This window comes from Flavobacterium sp. ENC (assembly GCF_020991415.1).
Classification (GTDB): Bacteria; Bacteroidota; Bacteroidia; order Flavobacteriales; family Flavobacteriaceae; genus Flavobacterium.
On record NZ_JAJMOY010000001.1, the window covers coordinates 986,332 to 1,006,468 of the forward strand.

Genomic DNA, 20,137 nt, shown 5'->3' on the forward strand with positions numbered 1-20,137 from the left:
TTAGTATTTTATTTTAACGATAAGATGCATTTGTAAATCCGTTTTTTTTATGGTATTTAGAATTTAATGTTACCAGACCTCCCCCATTGTTTGGTGTTGATTTTTTCTTTTTAACTTAAAAATTTAGTGTGATGAAAAAAAAATTACCATCTATCCTGCCTTTGTTGCGTTGTTCTTCTCAAACGAATTTGCATAATAAAGAAATTTCATTTTTTAAGACAAAATTTTCTCTTTTGTTCTTATTTGTTTTTGCATCTTCCATGGCGCAGAACATATCTCATACCTACACAACTAATACTTCCGTATTTGTTCCCCCTGGCTTAAGTACGATGACTGTCCAGGCATGGGGAGCCGGAGGAGCCGGAGGTGGTTCCAGTGTTCCCGGAACTGGTTTTGGAAGAGGAGGAGCCGGTGGTGGTGGTGGCGCATATGCAACAGCTACGATATCAGTTTCGACCCTGACCAATACCAATATAAATGCAGTTGTAGGGGCACAAACAGCCGGTACAACAGGTATTGGTGCAAATGGAGGCAGCTCAACAATTACAGGTTTTGAATCCGTAATTTTAGCAGTTGGAGGATCAGGCGGTACAGCAAATACGGCAGGTGGTACACCGGCTGGCGGTACGGGAGGCCAGGCTTCTGCCTCAGTTGGTAATCCCGCAACCAAGACTTCGGGAGGAAACGGTGATCCTGGCGGAACTTCTCTTTTAAGTCTTTTGTTTTCTTCCGGTAAAGGAGGAGCTGGTGGTGCTCCAGGTGGTGGAGCGGGAGGAGCTGCTATTGCCAGTGTGGTTTTAGGTGTAAATAGTGTGGGTAATGATGGAGCCGGCCCTGGCGGTGGCGGTGGCGGTGCTATGACCGCGGGTACAGGCGGACCATTGGCTGGAGGTGCAGGTGCTCCCGGACAAATTAAAATTGACTATACTTGCCCGACTTACAGTATTACCGGAGTTTCAGCCGCGAATGCTTGTACTTCAGCAGGAACCTCTTTGGTCACACTAACAGGAAGTGCTGCTTCTTTACCCATAGGAACTTACACCGTAACGTATAACCGCAGTAGTCCGGCAGGTACCGCACTTACCGCAACTTTGACTGTTGCTGTGGCAGGAACAGGTACTTTTACTGCAGTTGGCTTAACTGCTGCCGGAACACCTACTATTACGGTTACAAATCTGGCAGCAGGGGAATGCACCTCTACAATAGGGTCAAATAACATAGGAAATGTAACTGTTTTTGGACCAACAGCAGGAGGAGCTGTAACGGGTACTTCGCCAGTCTGCTCCGGAGCAACCAGCGGCTTATTAACCTTAAGCGGTCATACTGGAACAATCTTAAATTGGGAGTCATCAGTCAGTCCGTTTTCAACCTGGACCAATATTGTTAATACAACTTCAACTTATACTTCAGGGCCACTTACTGCTACAACTCAGTTTAGAGCAGTAGTTCAAAATGGGCCATGTGCTTCCTCTCCTTCAACTCCTGTTACAATAACCGTAAATCCGTTGCCGCAAGGAAGTTTAACTGCCAATGGTCCATTTTGTGCGACAGGAGCAGGACAACTGACTTTTACCGCGACAGCAGGGACGGGCCCTTATACTATAGTGTACAAAGAAAATGGCGGTGCTGACCGGACTGCAACAAATATTAGTAGTGGAACTCCTTTTGCAACTTTTACAACTCCGGTTACTGCATCAACGACCTATACCTTGGTTTCCGTTACAGGAGCAAATACCTGTGTCCGAAGCGCTTCGTTTACCGGAGGTTCTGCGACTATAACCGTAAATCCGCTACCACAGGGAAGCCTGACGGCCAACGGTCCCTTTTGTGCGACAGGAGCAGGACAACTGACCTTTACTGCGACAGCCGGCACAGGTCCGTATACTGTAGTTTATAAAGAAAATGGAGGACCAGACCGCACGGCAACAAATGTCATCAGTGGAACTCCTTTTGCAACATTCACGACTCCGGTTATCAGTTCAACAACTTATACTTTGGTTTCCGTTACAGGAGCAAATACCTGTGTCCGAAGTGCTTCGTTTACCGGAGGTTCTGCGACTATAACCGTAAATCCGCTCCCACAGGGAAGTTTAACTGCAAATGGTCCCTTTTGTGCGACAGGAGCAGGACAACTGACCTTTACCGCAACTGCCGGAACTGGTCCTTATACCATAGTGTACAAAGAAAATGGTGGCGCTGACCAAACAGCGACAAATGTCACCAGTGGAACTCCTTTTGCAACTTTTACAACTCCGGTTACTGCATCAACGACCTATACCTTGGTTTCCGTTACAGGAGCAAATACCTGTGTCCGAAGTGCTTCGTTTACCGGCGGTTCTGCAATCATAACCGTAAATCCGCTACCACAGGGAAGCCTGACGGCCAACGGTCCCTTTTGTGCGACAGGAGCAGGACAACTGACCTTTACTGCGACAGCCGGAACAGGTCCGTATACCATAGTGTACAAAGAAAATGGAGGCGCTGACCAAACAGCAACAAATGTCACCAGTGGAACTCCTTTTGCAACATTCACGACTCCGGTTATCACTTCCACAACTTATACTTTGGTTTCTGTTACAGGAGCATTAAGTTGTTTCCGAAATTCCGGATTTACCGGAGGTTCTGCGACCATAACCGTAAATCCGCTACCTCAGGGAAGCCTGACGGCCAATGGCCCATTTTGCGGAACAGGAGCAGGACAACTGACCTTTACCGCGACAGCAGGAACCGGTCCTTATACCATAGTATACAAAGAAAATGGAGGAGCTGACCAAACGGCAACAAATGTCACCAGTGGAACTCCTTTTGCAACATTCACGACTCCGGTTATCACTTCAACAACGTATACCCTGGTTTCTGTTACGGGAGCAAATACTTGTGCCCGGAATAGTGCATTTACTGGTGGTTCAGCCGCAATTTCCATTAGTCCCTTACCGACCGCTCCGATTAATTCCGGACTTACTCAGCCAACATGTGCAGTTCAGACAGGTACGTTAGTTTTAACAGGATTACCCAACATAAGCAATTATACGATCGTACAAACTGGATCTTCTTTAAACAATTACACAGGAGTTAGTGGTCCTGACCCAACAACGTATGTTATTACAGGACTTCCGGCCGGAACTTATAACTTTACTGTGCAGTATGCGGGTAGTTGTGTTTCACCGCCTTTATCTAATATCACAATAAATCCGCTTATAACTAATACTTACACTACTCTTGGAGGATGGTCAAACGGAACACCGACAATAAATCAGAATGTTGTTTTTGCTGATAATTATAGTATAACAGGAGATTTAAACAGCTGCACCTGTAAAGTGAATCCGGGGATAAAAATAACGGTGACCGCATTAAATACTTTAACCATAAATAATGCATTAATCGTTGATTCAGCAGCAGGAACGGAATTGATATTTGAAAATAATTCGAGTTTGATTCAAATCAATAATAATCCTGTTATGAATTCCGGTAATATTACCTACAAGCGTACCGCCAAGCAGATGCTTTGGGGAGATTATGTATATTGGTCTACACCCGTAAGCCCGCAAAAATTAATTGATTTGTCGCCATTAACGTTATCTGATAAATTCTTTGGTTTCAATGGCGACAACTGGGTTATAACCAGCCCAAACGATTTTATGACGGTAGGGAAAGGATACATTATTCGCGGACCACAAACTTATTCGACTTCACTAAGGCAAGATTACACGGCTTCTTTTACCGGTGTTCCGAACAATGGGAATCTGTCTGGTGAGAATATGGCTGCCGGCAAATTCTATTTAATCGGTAATCCATACCCTTCTGCTTTGGATGCCGATCTGTTTTTGGATGCCAACTTGTTTTTAGACGGAACCATCTTTTTATGGAATCACAACACTCCTGTGGGAACTACTGCCCAATATCAGTATAGCGACGATGATTATGCCAGTTATAATACCAGCGGAGGTGTCGGAACATCTGCAAAAAGTTCTCCGGGACACACAGACAATCCGGCAACAGATGCCGGAGTAAAACCAACCGGCAATATTGCCGCGGGACAATCATTTTTTGCACAGGCTACTACTTCCGGATTGGCTACTTTTAATAATACTATGAGAATAGGAGGTGCAAGTAACAATCAGTTCTTTAAAACAGCAAATACGTCTAAAAAAGCAGATTTAGAGAGACATCGCTTGTGGCTTAATATGACAAACGAAGGAGGAGCTTTTAAGCAATTGTTAGTAGGTTATATCGAAGAAGCAACAAATGGTAACGACAACAGATTCGACGGAATAACGCTGGATGCCAATCCGTATCTGGATTTTTATAGTATCAATGGAACTTACAAATATGTTATTCAGGGCCGTGCCTTGCCTTTTTCAGATAAAGATGTAGTTCCTTTAGGATACCGGTCGGCTATTATAAGCGACTTTACGATTGCTATAGATGATTCAGATGGTGATCTGGAATATCAGGCTATTTATATCGAAGATAAAGTAACAGGACTGGTACACAACTTAAGAGACAGCAATTATACGTTTTCAAGTGTCGTGGGTACTTTTGACGATCGCTTTATACTACGTTACACCAATACATCATTAGGAACAGATGAATTTGAAAATTCAGGAAAACAACTTGTAATAAGTATGAAGAATAAAATAATCAGTATTAACGCATCCGATAAAATGATTAATGAGATTCTGATCTATGATATGACAGGAAACCTGATTTACAGAAAGGCAAATCTTAATGATCCGGCCTTTCAAATTGTCAATTTAAGATCTCAAAATCAGGTACTTTTGGTAAAGGTGAAGCTAGCCGACAACTCGATAAGCACTCAGAAAGTTATATTTTAGATTTTAATAATACGTATAAAAAGCAGTTTTACTTTTCGGGTAAAACTGCTTTTTTTTTTAATATGCTTAAAACGTTTTGGATAAATTTTCGTGTGTATTACGGATAGCTTTTTCATTTTTGTAATCAATCCATTTCTGACCTTTGAATTTTCGCATCATAATATCGAAATGACGCATAATAAAAACATTATAAAAGGCTTTTGATAAATTGGAGATGTTTTTGGGGAAGGAGCGCAGGCTCATGGAAAATCCCGGTGTCAGATATTTCATGTAATGCCAGTAACCTTCAGGCATGTACAACATTTCACCGTGTTTCAGATTTGTAATATAACCTTCTGCATTTTTAAGTGCCGGCCATTTTTCATAGTCAGGATTGTCAAAATCGATGTCTTCTCTTGAAATCAGAGCATGTGGCACCTTGTACATATATTTTGACTGTTCCGGTGCAAACAGCATACATTGTTTTTCTCCATGAAAATGAAAATGTAAAATGTTGGAATAATCGATATCATAATGCATAAAGACTTTCGAATCCTGTCCGCCAAAGAACAGCATAGGCATTTGCCGTACTAATTTCAAACCGATATCCGGCCATAAAAAGTCGTTGTTCAAACTGGGTACCTGTTTCATTAAATTATAAAGGAAAATACGGTAGTTGGTAGGTCTTTGTTCTAAAAGATCAATGTAATCGCTCATTTTCATGCTGGTATGGGCTTCATTAAAACCATCTTCATGATTTACGGGTCTGTTATCGTATAAAGGAACGATTGTAGTACCGGCGATTTCTTTTATATAGGATAATTTCCATTTGTGATAAGCCGGCCAGTCTTCGGTCAGCTCTTCAATAACAACTGGAATTTGATTTTTGACATATTGGGAAATAAAATCAGTTTTGGAGATTTTCTTTACCCTTTCGATTTGTTTTAACTTCATCTCTTTAAATAAAAAAATTGCTTATAACTCTGTGTTATAAGCAATTTAAAAATATTTGTTGAGATTTATTAACTCTTTTAATTAATTTTTTGCTTTGATCGAAGCCTCAAGATTTCTTTCAATTGAATGTCCAGGTCTTGACCATTTTGGTTTTTCACCTAATGGAGCGAATTGAGAATCTGTTGCTTCAACCGTTTTTGGCTGCGAAACTTTAGTAAATGGTTTCTGCGGATTCAATCCTAACAATTCAAACATTTTCATGTCTTCATGTACATCAGGGTTTGGAGTAGTAAGTAATTTATCTCCTGCAAAAATAGAATTTGCCCCTGCAAAGAAACACATGGCTTGTCCTTCACGGCTCATATTGGTTCTTCCGGCAGATAAACGAACCTGTGTTTCCGGCATTACAATTCTTGTGGTAGCCACCATACGGATCATTTCCCAGATTTCAACTGGTTTTTCGTCTTCCATCGGAGTTCCTTCAACGGCGACAAGTGCATTAATAGGCACTGATTCCGGTTGAGGGTTTAATGTCGAAAGCGCTACAAGCATTCCTGCTCTGTCTTCGATACTTTCTCCCATACCGATAATTCCTCCGCTGCAAACCGTAACATTGGTTTTACGCACATTTTCGATTGTTTCTAAACGGTCTTCAAAAGCACGCGTCGAAATTACATCTTTATAATAATCTTCAGAAGTATCTAAATTGTGATTGTACGCATATAAGCCTGCTTCTGCCAAACGATGTGCCTGGTTTTCGGTAATCATTCCCAAAGTACAGCAAACTTCCATATCCAGTTTATTGATGGTACGTACCATCTCTAAAACCTGATCGAATTCTTCTCCGTCTTTTACATTTCTCCAGGCCGCTCCCATACAAACGCGTGAGGATCCGCTGGATTTTGCACGCAAAGCCTGCGCTTTTACCTGACTTACACTCATTAAATCATTTCCTTCAACACCCGTGTTGTATCGGGCAGCTTGTGGGCAATAACCGCAATCCTCAGGACAGCCTCCGGTTTTAATAGAAAGTAAAGTAGAAACCTGTACTACGTTCGGATCGTGTTTTTCTCTGTGAATCGTCGCTGCCTCGTAAAGCAGGTCCATCATAGGTTTATTATATATGGCGATTATTTCGTCTTTTGTCCAGTTGTGTTTTGTAATGCTCATTGATACATTTTTTTGATGCTTCAAAAGTAGTTAAATTGTTCTAATCCACCAATGATGTATTCTGTAAATGAATATTTAGCAGGTTTTTTCAAAAAAGAAACACTCTAAAACCATAGAATTATATTTTTTTATGATTTTAGAGTGCTAAATTGTTTGTTTTATTTTGAAAAACTAATCCGCCACATATTTATTATTCCAGTATAACATCATCATTAGCGTCACAATTACCGAGGAAGCTATTCCTTCAAATAGTAAGCAGATACAATAAGTCGGTACAGAAGGATCTCCTCCAAACATAAAAGTAGACGACAGGGTTTTTACATAAGCATCACCACCTCTTGCATAACTGTAAACAAGCAGCCCGAAAACACTCAATGCCACACCGACTACCGAAGTTGCCATAGCAGAAACGGCATTGGATACAAAATTGGTCTCGCCTTCCTGAAGGTTCATTCGCATGGTTTTGTTTACACCATAGAATATAAAAAATACATTCAGGGTACGCAGGTAAAACAAATCGGCAAGCCCTAACAGGTTCATCAATAAAAAATAAATGCCAATTCCAAGGAATATTAAAAAACCGTTGGTGATTTCTTTAGGTAGTTTCATAGTGGTTATTTTTAAAGAAGTTAATAGTAAGCGATTGACAAACAGTGTTGTATATCAAATTTACTAAAAAAATAACTACGATGATTTAAAAACTGCAAAAAGTAGAGTGGAGTTTTCTAAAGCTGATTAATAAAAGCCAATGCTGTTTTTTTGTCCTGGTTTAACTGCTCTTTTAACAGTGCTACAGATCCGAATTTTTGTTCTTCACGAAGATAGTTCAATAAAGAGATTTCAATTCTATGCCCGTAAATATCGGCATCAAAATCAAAAAGGTGTACTTCTATGGTTTGTTTTTCTCCATTTACCGTTGGATTAAAACCGATATTCATCATTCCAAAGACTTCTTTTTTATTGATGAAAGTACGAACGACGTACACACCATTTTTTGGAATTTTTTTATAATCTTCTTCAATCTGAATGTTGGCTGTCGGAAAACCTATAGTCCTGCCCAGTTGTTTCCCTTTTACAATTTCACCACTTAGAAAATAGGAATACCCCAAATAATCATTAGCCAGGGGAATGTTTCCCTCGTCTAAAGCCTTTCTGATTTTAGTCGAACTTACCGAAACATCCTGAATTTCCTGAGCTGAAATTTGCTCTACTTCAAAACCATATTCTTTTCCGAAAGCAATCAGGTCATTAATGTCGGCAGTCCTGTTTCTGCCAAAACGATGATCGTGACCGATAATTATTTTCTGGATATGAAATTGATCCACCAGAATAGAATGCACAAACTCTTCGGCTGTTAATCGTGAAAAACTTTCATTAAACGGATGAATTACAAGGTTTTCAATTCCCGTTTCTTCCAGAAGTTTTGTTTTTTCGGAAATCGTATTTAAAAGTTTTATTTCCGATTTTTCCTGAAGGACCATTCTCGGGTGCGGAAAAAAAGTAAGGACTAAGCTTTCGTATTTGCCGTTTTCAGTGTTTTGTGTAATTCGTTCCAGAATTTTTTTATGACCAATATGTACACCATCAAAGGTGCCAAGAGTTAAAATAGTTTTCTTGGTTGACCGAAAATCGTTTATAGAATGAAAAAGCTTCAAAGCAAATTATTTAAGATGGTGCAAATTTATACTATCTATTTTAAAATTGATGCTCAGCGGAATTGATTTTTTAATGAAATTTAGTTTCTTTTTGTTAAAAACAGGCCACTCGTCGATGAAAAGCAATTAAATGTCTAACATATGTAAGAATTTAATTTAATTGGTTTATTTTTGATACCTTAAAATACCCCTGAATTTATGAAAAAACTATTACTTTTTATAGCAATTATTTTCTCTTGTGCCAATGTGAATGCTCAAAACGGTGGTTTGTGGCAAAAAGTGAACGCAGCTTCTGTTTTTAACAGAAAAGTGACGGCTGAAGATTCAGAAAAGGTGTATTTTAAATTAAATGCAGATTTACTGAGAGAAAAACTTTCGGCAGCAACAGGTAAACAATCAAAAAATTCTGCTTCGCAAATTACTTTTCCAAATCAAAACGGAGTTTTAGAACGTTTTACCATTTGGGAATCTTCTAATTTTGATCCGGAATTACAGGCAAAATACCCGGACATCAGAGCGTATGAAGGAGCAGGGATTGACGATAAATCGGCAAAAATTCATTTTAGTCTTTCGCCGGCCGGATTGCAATCCATGGTACTTCGTACCGATAAAAGTCCGGAATTTATAGAAAGTAATCCTGATGATAAAGCGCAATATGTCGTTTTTGCTTCCAAAAGCACTCTTGGGAAAGCCAAATTAAACTGTTCTACAAAAGAAATTTCCGGCAATCAGAAAACAGCAAAAAACACGCTTGCCGCAAAAGAAACCGCCAACAATAAAGTTTTTAAAACTTTGAGACTGGCCCTTTCCTGTACAGGAGAATATACGGCTTATTTTGGAGGAACTAAAGCAGGAGCACTGGCGGCAATGAATGCCACATTGACGAGAGTAAATGGAATTTTTAACAGAGACCTTGCGATCAAATTAGAGCTGATTGCGAACAATGATGCCTTAATTTATACCAACGCGGCTACTGACCCGTATTCCATTGCCTCCCAAGGAACGAAGGGTGCGTGGAATGACGAAGTTCAAACTACTTTGACGAATGTAATTGGAAATGGCGCTTATGATATCGGACATTTATTCGGCGCTTCAGGTGGAGGAGGAAATGCGGGATGTGTAGGTTGTATTTGTGTCAATCCGACAAGCTCTGAACCTGCGGGGAAAGGAAGTGGTTACACGTCACCTTCTAATGCAAAACCGGAAGGAGATACTTTTGATATTGATTTCGTGATTCACGAATTTGGACATCAACTAGGAGCCAATCATACTTTTTCGTTTGATTCAGGTGAGCGATCAAATGTAAATGTGGAGCCGGGAAGTGGTTCTACCATTATGGGATACGCCGGAGTTTCTGAAGGGTATGATGTGCAAAATAACTCCGATGATTATTTTGCCTATGTGAGTATTTTACAAATCCAAAATACACTTTCCAGTGTAAGCTGCCCTGTAAGTACGACTTTAACCAATAACCCGCCGACCATAAGTGCAGGTCCGGATTACACCATTCCGAAAGGAACTGCCTTTGTTCTAAAAGGAACAGGTTCTGATGCAGAAGGAGATACAATAACCTATTGCTGGGAAGAAAATGATAATGCAACAAGTACATCCGGTGAAACCAGTAAAGCTTACGCAACAAAGCCCGACGGAGCCTTATTCCGTTCTTTTCTGCCGGTTAGCTCGCCTGTTCGGTATATGCCGCAGTTAGATGCAGTGCTGCAAAATAAATTATCCTCTACCTGGGAATCTGTTTCCAATATTGCCAGAACTTTGAATTTTACTTTAACGGGACGTGACAATGCTGCTCAGGGAACAGCGCAGACCAGAACAGATGCTATGGTCGTGGTGGTGAATGCAAATGCAGGACCATTTGCAGTTACTTCTCAAAACACAGATAATATTAGCTGGGCAAACGGAAGCCAGCAAACGATTTCCTGGAGTGTTAATAATACAACTGCTTTAGCAGGTTCTGCTAACGTAAATATTAAACTGTCTACAGATGGTGGGGTAACGTTTCCAACCACATTAGTAGCCAACACACCAAATGACGGTTCGGAAATCATTACGGTTCCGGCCGACATTAAAGCGACAGCCTGTAGATTGCTGATCGAACCAACGGCTAATATTTATTACGCTGTAAACAGCAATGCGTTTGCGATCGGTTATACCGTTACATCAAATTCAAATACCTACACCTTCAGTACACCAATTGTAATTCCGGATGGGAATTTGACCTATACAACAAGAATAATTACGGTCACTGCTCCTTTTTCTACTGCTAAAAACAGCATTACGGCAACTATGGGTGATACTCAGAAAACAGCAAAAAATACTGCAGCTCCGGATGGAACAGCTATTAGTGATGTGGATCTGAACCTTAATTTCACACATACTTATTTATCAGATGTTGAGATCAGTATCATGAGTCCGTCAGGAACTGTTGTTAAATTGTTTGACGGAAGTTGCAGCAGTGCCTCAAACACCCTGGCTTTAAAGTATGATGATGCCGGAAGTGCCATCTCCTGTGGAATGACAGCGCTGCAAACCGTTTTTCCGGCCGGTAAATTAAGTGCTTTTAATGGTGAAAGCCCTTACGGTGACTGGACACTAATGGTTCGAGATATTGACGCCGGAAAAACAGGAACGATAAACTCGGCATCGATTACCATTCAGGCTCAAAAATTTACATTAGGGACTGATGAGGTGGCAACGGCTATTGATTTTGCGCTTTTTCCAAATCCAAATAAAGGAAGTTTTACGATTCAGTTTTCACCGGAATCTGCTTCAGGAGTTAAAGTTGTAGTCTCTGATATTCTGGGAAGAACCGTGTATGCAAAAGCTTTTGAACCTTCAGCTGTGTTTAATGAAAACATCCAGCTTTCCAATGTTTCTTCGGGAATCTATCTGGTAAGCGTTATGGATGGTAACCGAAAAACGGTGAAGAAAATAGTAATAAACTAATTACTAACTCCCCGGATGTAATTCAAAATCAGTATCAGGCTGAGCGGAGTCGAAGCTCTTTCCATTTAAAAAAGCCTTCGACTTCGCTTAGGTAACATTGATTTCTAAAAGAATAAAGATATTTTTCTCAAATTTATATTTTTAGTGCGCCATTGCCATACAAACAATGCTGATTTTAGCTCCCGGAATTTTTAACAGGGCACGGGAACAGGCTTCTAGTGTGGCTCCCGTAGTCAGAACATCATCAACAATTAAAAAATGTTTATGATGGTTTTCTTCTGAGAAAATGACATCAAATATGTTTTCTATATTTTCTGATCTTCCTGAAAGATTCTTTTTTGATTGTGTCTTCGAATAAATTTTTCGATATAAAACGGCGTCATTATAAGGAATATTTAGATTTTCCGCTAAGGCTTTTCCAAAAGTAGCGACCTGATTATAACCTCTTTCCCTGAATTTTCGTTTGTGGAGCGGGACCGGAATTACAACATCAAACGGGGTTTGTAATTTCAGGTTTTTCAGATCTTCTGCGTACCAGTTTCCGAGAATGGTTCCGATTTCTTCCCGTCCTTTGTATTTTAGGTTATGAATGAGTTCCTGGACAATTCCTTTTTTATTAAAATATAAAAAGGCAGATGCATGCTCAATGTCAATTTTTCCATAAAACTTTTTGACGGCTTCATTTTTAGGATCCTGATGATATTGGGTCAAAGGCATTTCGTGACGACATGTACTGCACAATACACTTTCATAAGTCATTAAAACGGCATGGCATCCGGCACAAACTTTAGGAAAAAACAGGTCAATGATATAATTAAACACAAATAGAAAGAATTTAGTTACAAAAATAACGAAATCCACGCTTCAAACTTTATTATTTTTCTTTTTTTTAAACGTACTTTTTATATTTTTGCATCACTATGGCAAAACAAGAAGATATATTTAAGAATGTGGTTTCGCACGCAAAAGAGTACGGATTTATTTTTCCGTCAAGCGAAGTATACGATGGATTGAGTGCAGTGTATGATTACGCACAAAATGGCGTCGAGTTAAAAAAGAATATCCGTGAATATTGGTGGAAATCAATGGTTCAGATGAATGATAATATTGTCGGCCTTGATGCAGCAATATTAATGCATCCGACAACCTGGAAAGCTTCAGGTCACGTTGATGCCTTCAATGATCCGTTAATTGATAATAAAGATTCGAAAAAAAGATATAGAGCTGATGTTTTAGTAGAAGATCATGCTGAAAAGATCAATCAAAAAGCTCAAAAAGAAATCGAAAAAGCGAGAGCTCGTTTTGGAGATGCATTTAATGAAGAAGAATTTGTTGCCACAAATGCCCGCGTTGGAGAATATCTTTCAAAATACAAAGAAATTTTATCAAGGCTTGCAAAAGGAATGACGGATGATCTTCAGGATGTAAAGGCTCTGATCGAAGAATTAGAAATTGCTGATCCTGAAACGGGTTCAAGAAACTGGACAGATGTGAAGCAATTCAATTTAATGTTCGGAACGAAATTAGGTGCTTCTGCAGATTCTGCAATGGATTTGTATTTACGTCCGGAAACAGCTCAGGGTATTTTTGTGAATTTTCTGAATGTTCAGAAATCAGGGCGTATGAAAGTTCCTTTTGGAATTGCCCAAACAGGTAAAGCCTTCAGAAACGAAATCGTTGCCAGACAATTTATTTTCCGCATGCGTGAATTCGAACAAATGGAAATGCAGTTTTTCGTGCGTCCGGGTGAAGAAATGAAATGGTATCACCACTGGAAAGAAACACGTTTAAACTGGCACTTATCTTTAGGATTAGGGAAAGAAAACTACCGTTTTCATGATCACGAAAAATTAGCCCATTACGCAAATGCAGCTGCCGATATTGAATTTAACTTCCCATTCGGATTTAAGGAATTAGAAGGAATTCACTCTCGTACCGATTTTGACTTAAAAGCACACGAACAATATTCCGGTAGAAAATTACAATATTTTGATCCGGAATTGAATGAAAACTACGTTCCATACGTTGTAGAAACCTCTGTAGGTTTAGATCGTATGTTTCTGGCTGTTTTTGCTACTTCATTACAAGAAGAAACCCTGGAAGACGGATCAACAAGAACCGTTCTGAAATTACCTTCGGTTTTGGCACCAACAAAAGCAGCCGTTCTTCCGTTAATTAAAAGAGACGGATTACCTGAAATTTCTAAGAAAATCATAGATGATTTAAAATGGGATTTCAATGTGGCTTACGATGAAAAAGATGCAGTAGGCCGTCGTTACAGAAGACAGGATGCTTTAGGGACTCCGTTTTGTATTACGGTAGATCATCAGACTATCGAGGACGAAACCGTGACCATTCGTCATAGAGATACTATGAAACAGGATCGTGTAAAAATTACGGAGTTAAAAGATATTATCGAAAACGAAGTTTCGATGAAAAACTGGTTAATGAAAATGTAATTTTTTAAATAAATTCTACAAATAATCCCAAATTCCAGCTTAGGAGTTTGGGATTTTTTTAATTTTGGCCATTATTCAGCCGGGTATTTTCATGCGTTGTTTTTTATGTTAACATTTGCGGGGAATGTATCAACAATTCAATTTTTAAATCGTTGTTATTCGTAATTTTAGGGAGAGATAAAATCAAGACATTCCAATATTGAAAAAGTATTCATATATTATTATTGATGATGATGCCGAAAGCACCCTGAAGACCAAAACGGTTGCAGAAGGTTTTTCGGAACTAACTTTTGTGGCCTCAGCTTCAGATTGTCAACAGGGATTAACCTTGATTTTAGAGCACCGGCCGTCACTTGTTTTTTTAGAAATTGATCCCAAAGATACAGCAGGTGATTTATCGCTTTCTTTCATCAATGAACTCTATCGGTATTTGTCCGTTATACCTAAAATAATTGTTACGACCTTAAAAAAAGAATTGGCTTACGATGCCATTCAGTATGGCGTTTTTGATTACTTACTGAAACCCGTTTTAGAAGGGGATTTGCTAAAGACTATTCTCAAATTAGATAAGATAGTCCCGGAGACACAATTTGTGAGACGGGGAGACAAGTTTAATGCTGCCGCGATTCCCTTTGCTAAAAGGAACCCGAATATCGAGGCCCCCCTGATTATCTGTATAAAATCTTACGGCGATTACCGCTATCTAAATGCAGCTGATATCAGTTATTTTCAGGCCGATAATAATTCAACCGATATTTATCTTAAGTCGGGTGAAATGGTTACGGCTTTTAAAACACTCAAGTATTTTGAGAATGTACTTTCGTATCCTTTTTTCCGAATTCATAACAGTTACATCATTAACCGAGATTATGTAGCACGTATTCATAACGGAAACTCAGTTTGTTACATAAAAAACTCTTCCAAAAAAATTCCTTTCTCAAAAACCTACAAATCAAATGTAGATTTAATTATTGCTAATTTTTCTGAAGGTAATTACTTAGAAGTCTAAAAACTAAGTAATTACATACAATTGAGGCTCAGTGACTATCAATTGGGTATGTTCTACCACAAACTGTTTTTTTCGTACAATATTTTTTGGTTCTCAACGTAGATTTGTCCCCATGATTGCAACAGCAGTCATATGCCCCCAAATAAAAATCACAAACAAAAACCTCAAAAACATGAAAAAAGCAGCTTTAACAATCGGATTATTTTCTTTAGTAATGGTAGCAACTTCTTTTACGACTCCTGACATTACAAAGGATATTGCTAATAACGAATCAAGTGTTATAACACCAATTGACGGTCAGGTTGGTACAAGAGATGGAAGACAAAAACATGATTATACCGGAAGTGGAAGTCACGCACATTTGAGTTACAATCATTCAGGCAGCTTAAGTGCTGATGGTCAGTCTCTAAGAATGAGTGTAAAATTAGATTAAGTACATAAAAGTTAAAAATTTAAGAAAAGGCTGTCATTTTTTTGACAGCCTTTTTTTTCGCCTTTAGTTTTACTATTTTTGGTAAAATTCAAAGAAAGCCGTTGAAAAATAACTATTTAATATTATTCTTTTTATGTGTTGTTTTTTCTGGTTGTACCAAAAAAAATCAAAAAGATAAAAATGTAAGTTTGTCAAAAGATAGCCTCGCTACGTATTTGTCATTAGCAAGTGATATAAATCTGCCTTTTAAGTACAGGCAGCAATACAATAAAAAAGCGATGAACACTATTTTAGAACAGAAAGACGATTCTATAAATAAAGTAAATCTTTTCAAAGTCGCCAATCGGTATTATAATATGAACGATTGGAAATCGTATCTCCAAACTACAAAATTAATTTTAGAAAGAGCAACGAATTCCAGGGATTCCATCCATATGGCTAAATCCTATAGCTATTTAGGGGACTACTACAGATCCCAATCGATATCAGACAGTTCGTTTCTGAATTATTTTAAAGCTGAAAAAATTTATCTGAAGATCAATGACCGGAATAATTTAGCGAAAACCTTTCTCGATAAAGCAAATCTTCAATATAACGGAGGGGATTACTTCGAGAGTGAAATCAGTGTTTTTAAAGCACTTCGTATTTTAAAAAAGGAAAATAATGTCAATGATGTACTTTACGACTGTTATAATTTACTTGGCATCTTATACAATGAACAAGAGGAATATGGCAAGGCGCTGGAGTTACACGAAATGGCTTTAAATACGCTGGCAGACAAATCTATCCCGGCCGATTTCCAGTTAGAGGCCACGTCTTTAAACAATATAGGGTTTGTTTATTTAAGAATGCAAAATTATAGTAAAGCCAAATCGTATTTTCAGAAAAGTTTAAACCAAAAAAATTTATTCGAAGAAAATACGACTCTTTATGCTATTGTACTGGATAATTTAGCGTATTCTAAATTTAAATTAAAGGAGTCTGACGGGCTGCCGAAACAATTCTTTGAAGCTTTGAAAATAAGGGACAGTCTGGGGTTAAAATCAGGTGTGATATTGAATAAAATACATTTATCGGAATATTATGCTTTCAAGAAAGATACTTTTAAGGCAATTCAGTATTCAAAACAGGCATTGGCTTTATCTAAAAATTCAAACAAGATAAGAAACATATTAGAAGCTCTCAAACAAATTGCCGTTGTCGACCCTGTAAACGCTTCTGCTTATTCACGGGAGTACATTCAGCTCAACGATAAAATGCTGAAAGCAGAGCGGAATATGGGCGAAAAATTCTCGCGCATTGAATATGAAACCAGTGAAATAAAAGACCAAAACTCGAATCTGCAGGAAAAGAATAAAACCCTGGTGTATGTTTTTAGTATTTGTACTTTGGTTGGTTTGTTCTTTTACGTGTACAAAACCCAGCAGGCCAAAAACAGGGAGCTAATTTTTAAGCAACAGCAGCAGATAGCGAATGAGGATATTTATAATTTGATGATCTCCCAGCAGAACGATATCGAAATGACCCGTATCAGGGAAAAGAAAAAAGTGGCCCAGGAACTGCACGACGGTGTTTTAGGAAGGATGTTTGGAGTTCGGATCAGTCTGGACAGCTTAGATAAAATAGATGAAGCGGAAGCCGCCCTGAAAAGAAAAAAGTATTTAACAGAACTTAAAAACATCGAGGAAGACATACGTGAAATTTCACATGATCTAAATAGGGAAAAATCAGAATTAATTAATAATTTTGTTTTGATTCTGAACAAATTGTTTGATAATCAACAAAACACCTATCCTTCCAAACTGATTACTGCTTTTGACTCCCAAATCAAATGGGAACTGGTCAGCAATGCAGTGAAGATTAATTTATACAGGATTGTTCAGGAAGCGTTGCAGAATTGTAATAAGTATGCAAAAGCAAAGACAATTACAGTCGAATTTAAAAGTGAAATAAATTATTTGATAGTATCTGTCTTTGATGACGGAGTTGGATTTAATCCACAAAGAACAAAAAACGGGATTGGATTGCATAATATCGAATACAGAGCTGCAGAATGTAAGGGATCCGTAACCATAAAATCTGCCAAAGGAGAAGGAACCCTTCTTTTGGTAAAAATACCCATAGATCAAAAAATTAACCTACACAAGAAATGACAGCTGACCCCAACACTTTAGTTTCACAATTAATTAAACAAAACATATTAATTGTCGATGATCATCCTTTTATTATTGAAGGATACAAAAATGCGATCACACGTTATAATACCAAACAATACGAATTTGTTATTTCACAGGCCTACGATTGCAGGTCAGGGTATGATTTGATACAGGATGAGGCAGCACCAAAGTTCGATGTTGCTTTTTTAGATATCAGTATGCCTTCCTATGAAGAAAAAGATATTTTTTCGGGAGAAGATCTCGCCAAATTAATCTCAAAAAAAATGCCCGGCTGTAAAATCGTTTTATTGACGATGTATACCGAATTGCTTAAAATTAAAACGATAATCAGGACCATAAGCCCCAATGGTTTAATTATTAAAAATGACCTGACTTTTGATGAACTGCTGTTTGCATTCGACAGGGTAATGAAAAATGAAAAATACTACAGCCAGTCGGTGCAGAAAATGTTGAGTCAGGCACCTCATAATTCGATAGAAGTGGATGAATTTGACAAGCAGATTTTGTTCCATTTATCAAAAGGAACCTCCGTGGCCGATATGCCGCAATATATTCCCATTTCTTTAAATGCGATAGAAAAGAGAAGAGCCAATTTAAAAGAACTGCTCAAAATAAAATCCGGAACTGACGAGGATCTGGTAAAGGAAGCCAAAAACAAATCGCTTTTCTAATGTGAAATTCCAATAAAAAAATTCCAAATTCCAATAACGTGACGCATTGGAATTTGGAATTTTTTATTTGATATTTTTTAAAGTTTATTCGCTTAAAGCGTCCCAGCCACGGGCTTTTAAGGCAATTTTCGTATTTGCGCGCGTCACTAAATGAATGCCTTCACTTTCATCTGCCATATGACCAATAACAGAGAAATTCGGATTTCCTTTTATTTTATCGAAATCATTAATGTCAATCGTAAATAACAATTCATAATCTTCACCGCCATTAATCGCTACGGTGGTACTGTCAATATTGAATTCTTCACAAGTCGAAATAAATTGCGGATCTAAAGGAAGTTTATCTTCGTATAAATTGCAACCCACTTTTGACTGTTTGCACAAATGAATAATTTCAGAGGATAATCCGTCCGAAATGTCAATCATTGAAGTGGGCTTGATCTCAAGGGCATGTAATAAAGTACGGACATCTTTTCGCGCTTCAGGTTTCAGCTGGCGCTCGATCAGATAGCTGTACATATCCAGATCCGGCTGGCTGTTTGGGTTCACCTGAAAAACCTGCTTTTCACGTTCCAAAACCTGTAATCCCATGTAAGCGGCACCGATATCTCCGGTAACAACAAGCAAATCGGTTTGCCTGGCACCGTTTCGGTAAACAAGCTCTTCTTCATTAGCTTCTCCTATTGCTGTAATGCTAATAATCAGTCCTTTTTGTGATGAGGTGGTGTCTCCGCCAATAACATCCACTTTATATTCTTTTGCAGCGTGTGTAATCCCTTCAAATAATTCCTCTAAGGCTTCCAGTGGAAAACGATTAGAAACAGCCACAGAGACCGTTATTTGCGTTGGTCGTGCATTCATCGCGCAAATGTCAGACAGATTTACAACGACAGACTTATATCCTAAATGTTTAAGCGGCATATAAGCCAGGTCAAAATGTACGCCTTCAATCAGCAAATCGGTAGAAATGACTACTTTTTTGTCTTTAAAATCAAGAACAGCTGCATCATCTCCAATACTTTTCAAAGTAGATTCCTGGGTAACATCAAAGTTTTTGGTTAAATGTTCAATCAGGCCAAATTCCCCTAATTGCGCTATACTGGTACGTTGTGGATTTTTATCTTCGATCATTTTCTTTAAAGGTGAAAAGTTTTTAAGGTGCAAAGGTACAAAGATGTAAAGGTTTTGTCTAATTTTAATAGAAATGCTTTGTGTATTAAACCCGACAGGTTTTTAAAACCTGTCGGGTTTAATGGAAAAATAAATTATTTTTTTCCTGCTGACAAACTGTTGTCACTGGCCCTCCATAATTTTGAAGTATTAAAATAATTAAAACTTTAAAACCATGAAAACATTAGCTGCACAAGTAATTACTCCCGAAGATTTGTTGAAACACTGGCAAGGACACCGCGCACTGACCCGTCGTGTAATTGAACTTTTTCCTGAAAAAGATTTCTTTGAATTTTCGATAGGAGGTATGAGAACCTTTGCCAAATTAACCGATGAACTTTTAGCGATCGCGGTTCCGGGCTTAAAAGGAATTGTCAATAAAGAAGTGAAAGGGTTCGCCGAAGAATCGGATAAACTGATTTTTAAAGCACAATACCTGGAAAAATGGGACGAAGCCACTTCAGAAATTAATCAGTATTGGGAAAAATTATCGATTGAAGATTTTAATGAAACTTTTAATCTTTTCGGACAATACGAATTTCCGGTGATTCAGAATATCCTGTATTTTATTGATAACGAAATACACCACCGCGGACAAGGATATGTGTATTTGAGAGCATTAGGCATTGAGCCTCCTTTTTTCTGGGAAAGATAACATTCCTGA

General features: G+C 38.3%; 14 protein-coding genes. 8 read left to right on the forward strand and 6 right to left on the reverse strand.

All coding sequences use genetic code 11. The features are described from left to right. The first annotated feature begins 131 nt into the window (after positions 1–131). Positions 132–4,835, forward strand: coding sequence for a T9SS sorting signal type C domain-containing protein (locus tag LPB89_RS04080; protein ID WP_230700376.1), 4,704 nt, complete (start codon positions 132–134; stop codon positions 4,833–4,835). Positions 4,836–4,901: 66 nt separating this feature from the next. Here the strand turns inward: LPB89_RS04080 and LPB89_RS04085 are convergent, their stop codons facing one another. The 4 genes from LPB89_RS04085 to LPB89_RS04100 form a co-directional block, all read right to left on the reverse strand. Beyond that, complete coding sequence (locus tag LPB89_RS04085; RefSeq protein WP_230700377.1) at positions 4,902–5,768, reverse strand: cupin-like domain-containing protein; 867 nt, start codon at positions 5,766–5,768, stop codon at positions 4,902–4,904. Positions 5,769–5,849: 81 nt separating this feature from the next. After that, the gene (bioB, locus tag LPB89_RS04090) at positions 5,850–6,938 is read right to left on the reverse strand and encodes a biotin synthase BioB (protein WP_230700378.1); all 1,089 of its coding nucleotides are present in this window, start codon (positions 6,936–6,938) and stop codon (positions 5,850–5,852) included. 171 nt (positions 6,939–7,109) lie between these two features. Next, positions 7,110–7,547 (reverse strand): hypothetical protein, encoded by a 438-nt coding sequence (locus LPB89_RS04095; protein ID WP_230700379.1) that lies wholly within the window; start codon positions 7,545–7,547, stop codon positions 7,110–7,112. 116 nt (positions 7,548–7,663) lie between these two features. Next, entirely contained in the window at positions 7,664–8,593 is a 930-nt protein-coding gene (locus LPB89_RS04100; RefSeq protein ID WP_230700380.1) for a bifunctional riboflavin kinase/FAD synthetase, read from the reverse strand. Positions 8,594–8,791: 198 nt separating this feature from the next. On the opposite strand from LPB89_RS04100, the gene LPB89_RS04105 reads away from it, so the two are divergent. Beyond that, positions 8,792–11,554: a reprolysin-like metallopeptidase gene (locus LPB89_RS04105; RefSeq protein WP_230700381.1), complete on the forward strand. Its 2,763-nt coding sequence runs from the start codon at positions 8,792–8,794 to the stop codon at positions 11,552–11,554. A gap of 141 nt (positions 11,555–11,695) precedes the next feature. On the opposite strand, the gene LPB89_RS04110 is transcribed toward LPB89_RS04105, so the two are convergent. Beyond that, entirely contained in the window at positions 11,696–12,313 is a 618-nt protein-coding gene (locus tag LPB89_RS04110) for a ComF family protein (protein WP_255667679.1), read from the reverse strand. Positions 12,314–12,474: 161 nt separating this feature from the next. Between LPB89_RS04110 and LPB89_RS04115 the strand changes: the two genes are divergently transcribed. The 5 genes from LPB89_RS04115 to LPB89_RS04135 all read left to right on the forward strand — a co-directional run bounded on the left by LPB89_RS04115 (position 12,475) and on the right by LPB89_RS04135 (position 18,303). Beyond that, positions 12,475–14,013 (forward strand): glycine--tRNA ligase, encoded by a 1,539-nt coding sequence (locus LPB89_RS04115; protein ID WP_230700383.1) that lies wholly within the window; start codon positions 12,475–12,477, stop codon positions 14,011–14,013. Positions 14,014–14,212: 199 nt separating this feature from the next. Next, positions 14,213–15,022 carry a LytTR family DNA-binding domain-containing protein gene (locus LPB89_RS04120; RefSeq protein ID WP_230700384.1) on the forward strand — a complete coding sequence of 270 codons (810 nt, stop codon included), beginning with the start codon at positions 14,213–14,215 and terminating at the stop codon, positions 15,020–15,022. A gap of 172 nt (positions 15,023–15,194) precedes the next feature. Further along, positions 15,195–15,455 carry a hypothetical protein gene (locus LPB89_RS04125; protein WP_230700385.1) on the forward strand — a complete coding sequence of 87 codons (261 nt, stop codon included), beginning with the start codon at positions 15,195–15,197 and terminating at the stop codon, positions 15,453–15,455. A 188-nt stretch (positions 15,456–15,643) separates the two neighbouring features. After that, positions 15,644–17,608: a sensor histidine kinase gene (locus LPB89_RS04130; protein ID WP_370635456.1), complete on the forward strand. Its 1,965-nt coding sequence runs from the start codon at positions 15,644–15,646 to the stop codon at positions 17,606–17,608. Then, positions 17,605–18,303: a response regulator transcription factor gene (locus LPB89_RS04135; RefSeq protein ID WP_230700387.1), complete on the forward strand. Its 699-nt coding sequence runs from the start codon at positions 17,605–17,607 to the stop codon at positions 18,301–18,303. Before LPB89_RS04130 ends, LPB89_RS04135 begins: the two co-directional genes overlap by 4 nt. A gap of 84 nt (positions 18,304–18,387) precedes the next feature. Here LPB89_RS04135 and thiL read toward each other — a convergent pair whose 3' ends face one another. After that, a complete protein-coding gene (gene thiL / locus LPB89_RS04140) occupies positions 18,388–19,434 on the reverse strand; it encodes a thiamine-phosphate kinase (protein ID WP_230700388.1) in 1,047 nt (348 codons plus the stop codon). A gap of 214 nt (positions 19,435–19,648) precedes the next feature. Between thiL and LPB89_RS04145 the strand changes: the two genes are divergently transcribed. After that, on the forward strand, positions 19,649–20,128 hold the full coding sequence (locus LPB89_RS04145) for a DinB family protein (RefSeq protein WP_230700389.1): 480 nt from the start codon (positions 19,649–19,651) through the stop codon (positions 20,126–20,128). The last annotated feature ends 9 nt before the right edge of the window (positions 20,129–20,137 follow it).

Excerpts from the sequence above, each read along its gene's own strand:
- LPB89_RS04080 (WP_230700376.1), top strand. The coding sequence starts at position 132 with ATGAAAAAAAAATTACCATCTATCCTGCCTTTGTTGCGTTGTTCTTCT.
- LPB89_RS04085 (WP_230700377.1), bottom strand. The coding sequence starts at position 5,768 with ATGAAGTTAAAACAAATCGAAAGGGTAAAGAAAATCTCCAAAACTGAT.
- bioB (WP_230700378.1), bottom strand. The coding sequence starts at position 6,938 with ATGAGCATTACAAAACACAACTGGACAAAAGACGAAATAATCGCCATA.
- LPB89_RS04095 (WP_230700379.1), bottom strand. The coding sequence starts at position 7,547 with ATGAAACTACCTAAAGAAATCACCAACGGTTTTTTAATATTCCTTGGA.
- LPB89_RS04105 (WP_230700381.1), top strand. The coding sequence starts at position 8,792 with ATGAAAAAACTATTACTTTTTATAGCAATTATTTTCTCTTGTGCCAAT.
- LPB89_RS04110 (WP_255667679.1), bottom strand. The coding sequence starts at position 12,313 with ATGACTTATGAAAGTGTATTGTGCAGTACATGTCGTCACGAAATGCCT.
- LPB89_RS04115 (WP_230700383.1), top strand. The coding sequence starts at position 12,475 with ATGGCAAAACAAGAAGATATATTTAAGAATGTGGTTTCGCACGCAAAA.
- LPB89_RS04125 (WP_230700385.1), top strand. The coding sequence starts at position 15,195 with ATGAAAAAAGCAGCTTTAACAATCGGATTATTTTCTTTAGTAATGGTA.
- LPB89_RS04135 (WP_230700387.1), top strand. The coding sequence starts at position 17,605 with ATGACAGCTGACCCCAACACTTTAGTTTCACAATTAATTAAACAAAAC.
- thiL (WP_230700388.1), bottom strand. The coding sequence starts at position 19,434 with ATGATCGAAGATAAAAATCCACAACGTACCAGTATAGCGCAATTAGGG.
- LPB89_RS04145 (WP_230700389.1), top strand. The coding sequence starts at position 19,649 with ATGAAAACATTAGCTGCACAAGTAATTACTCCCGAAGATTTGTTGAAA.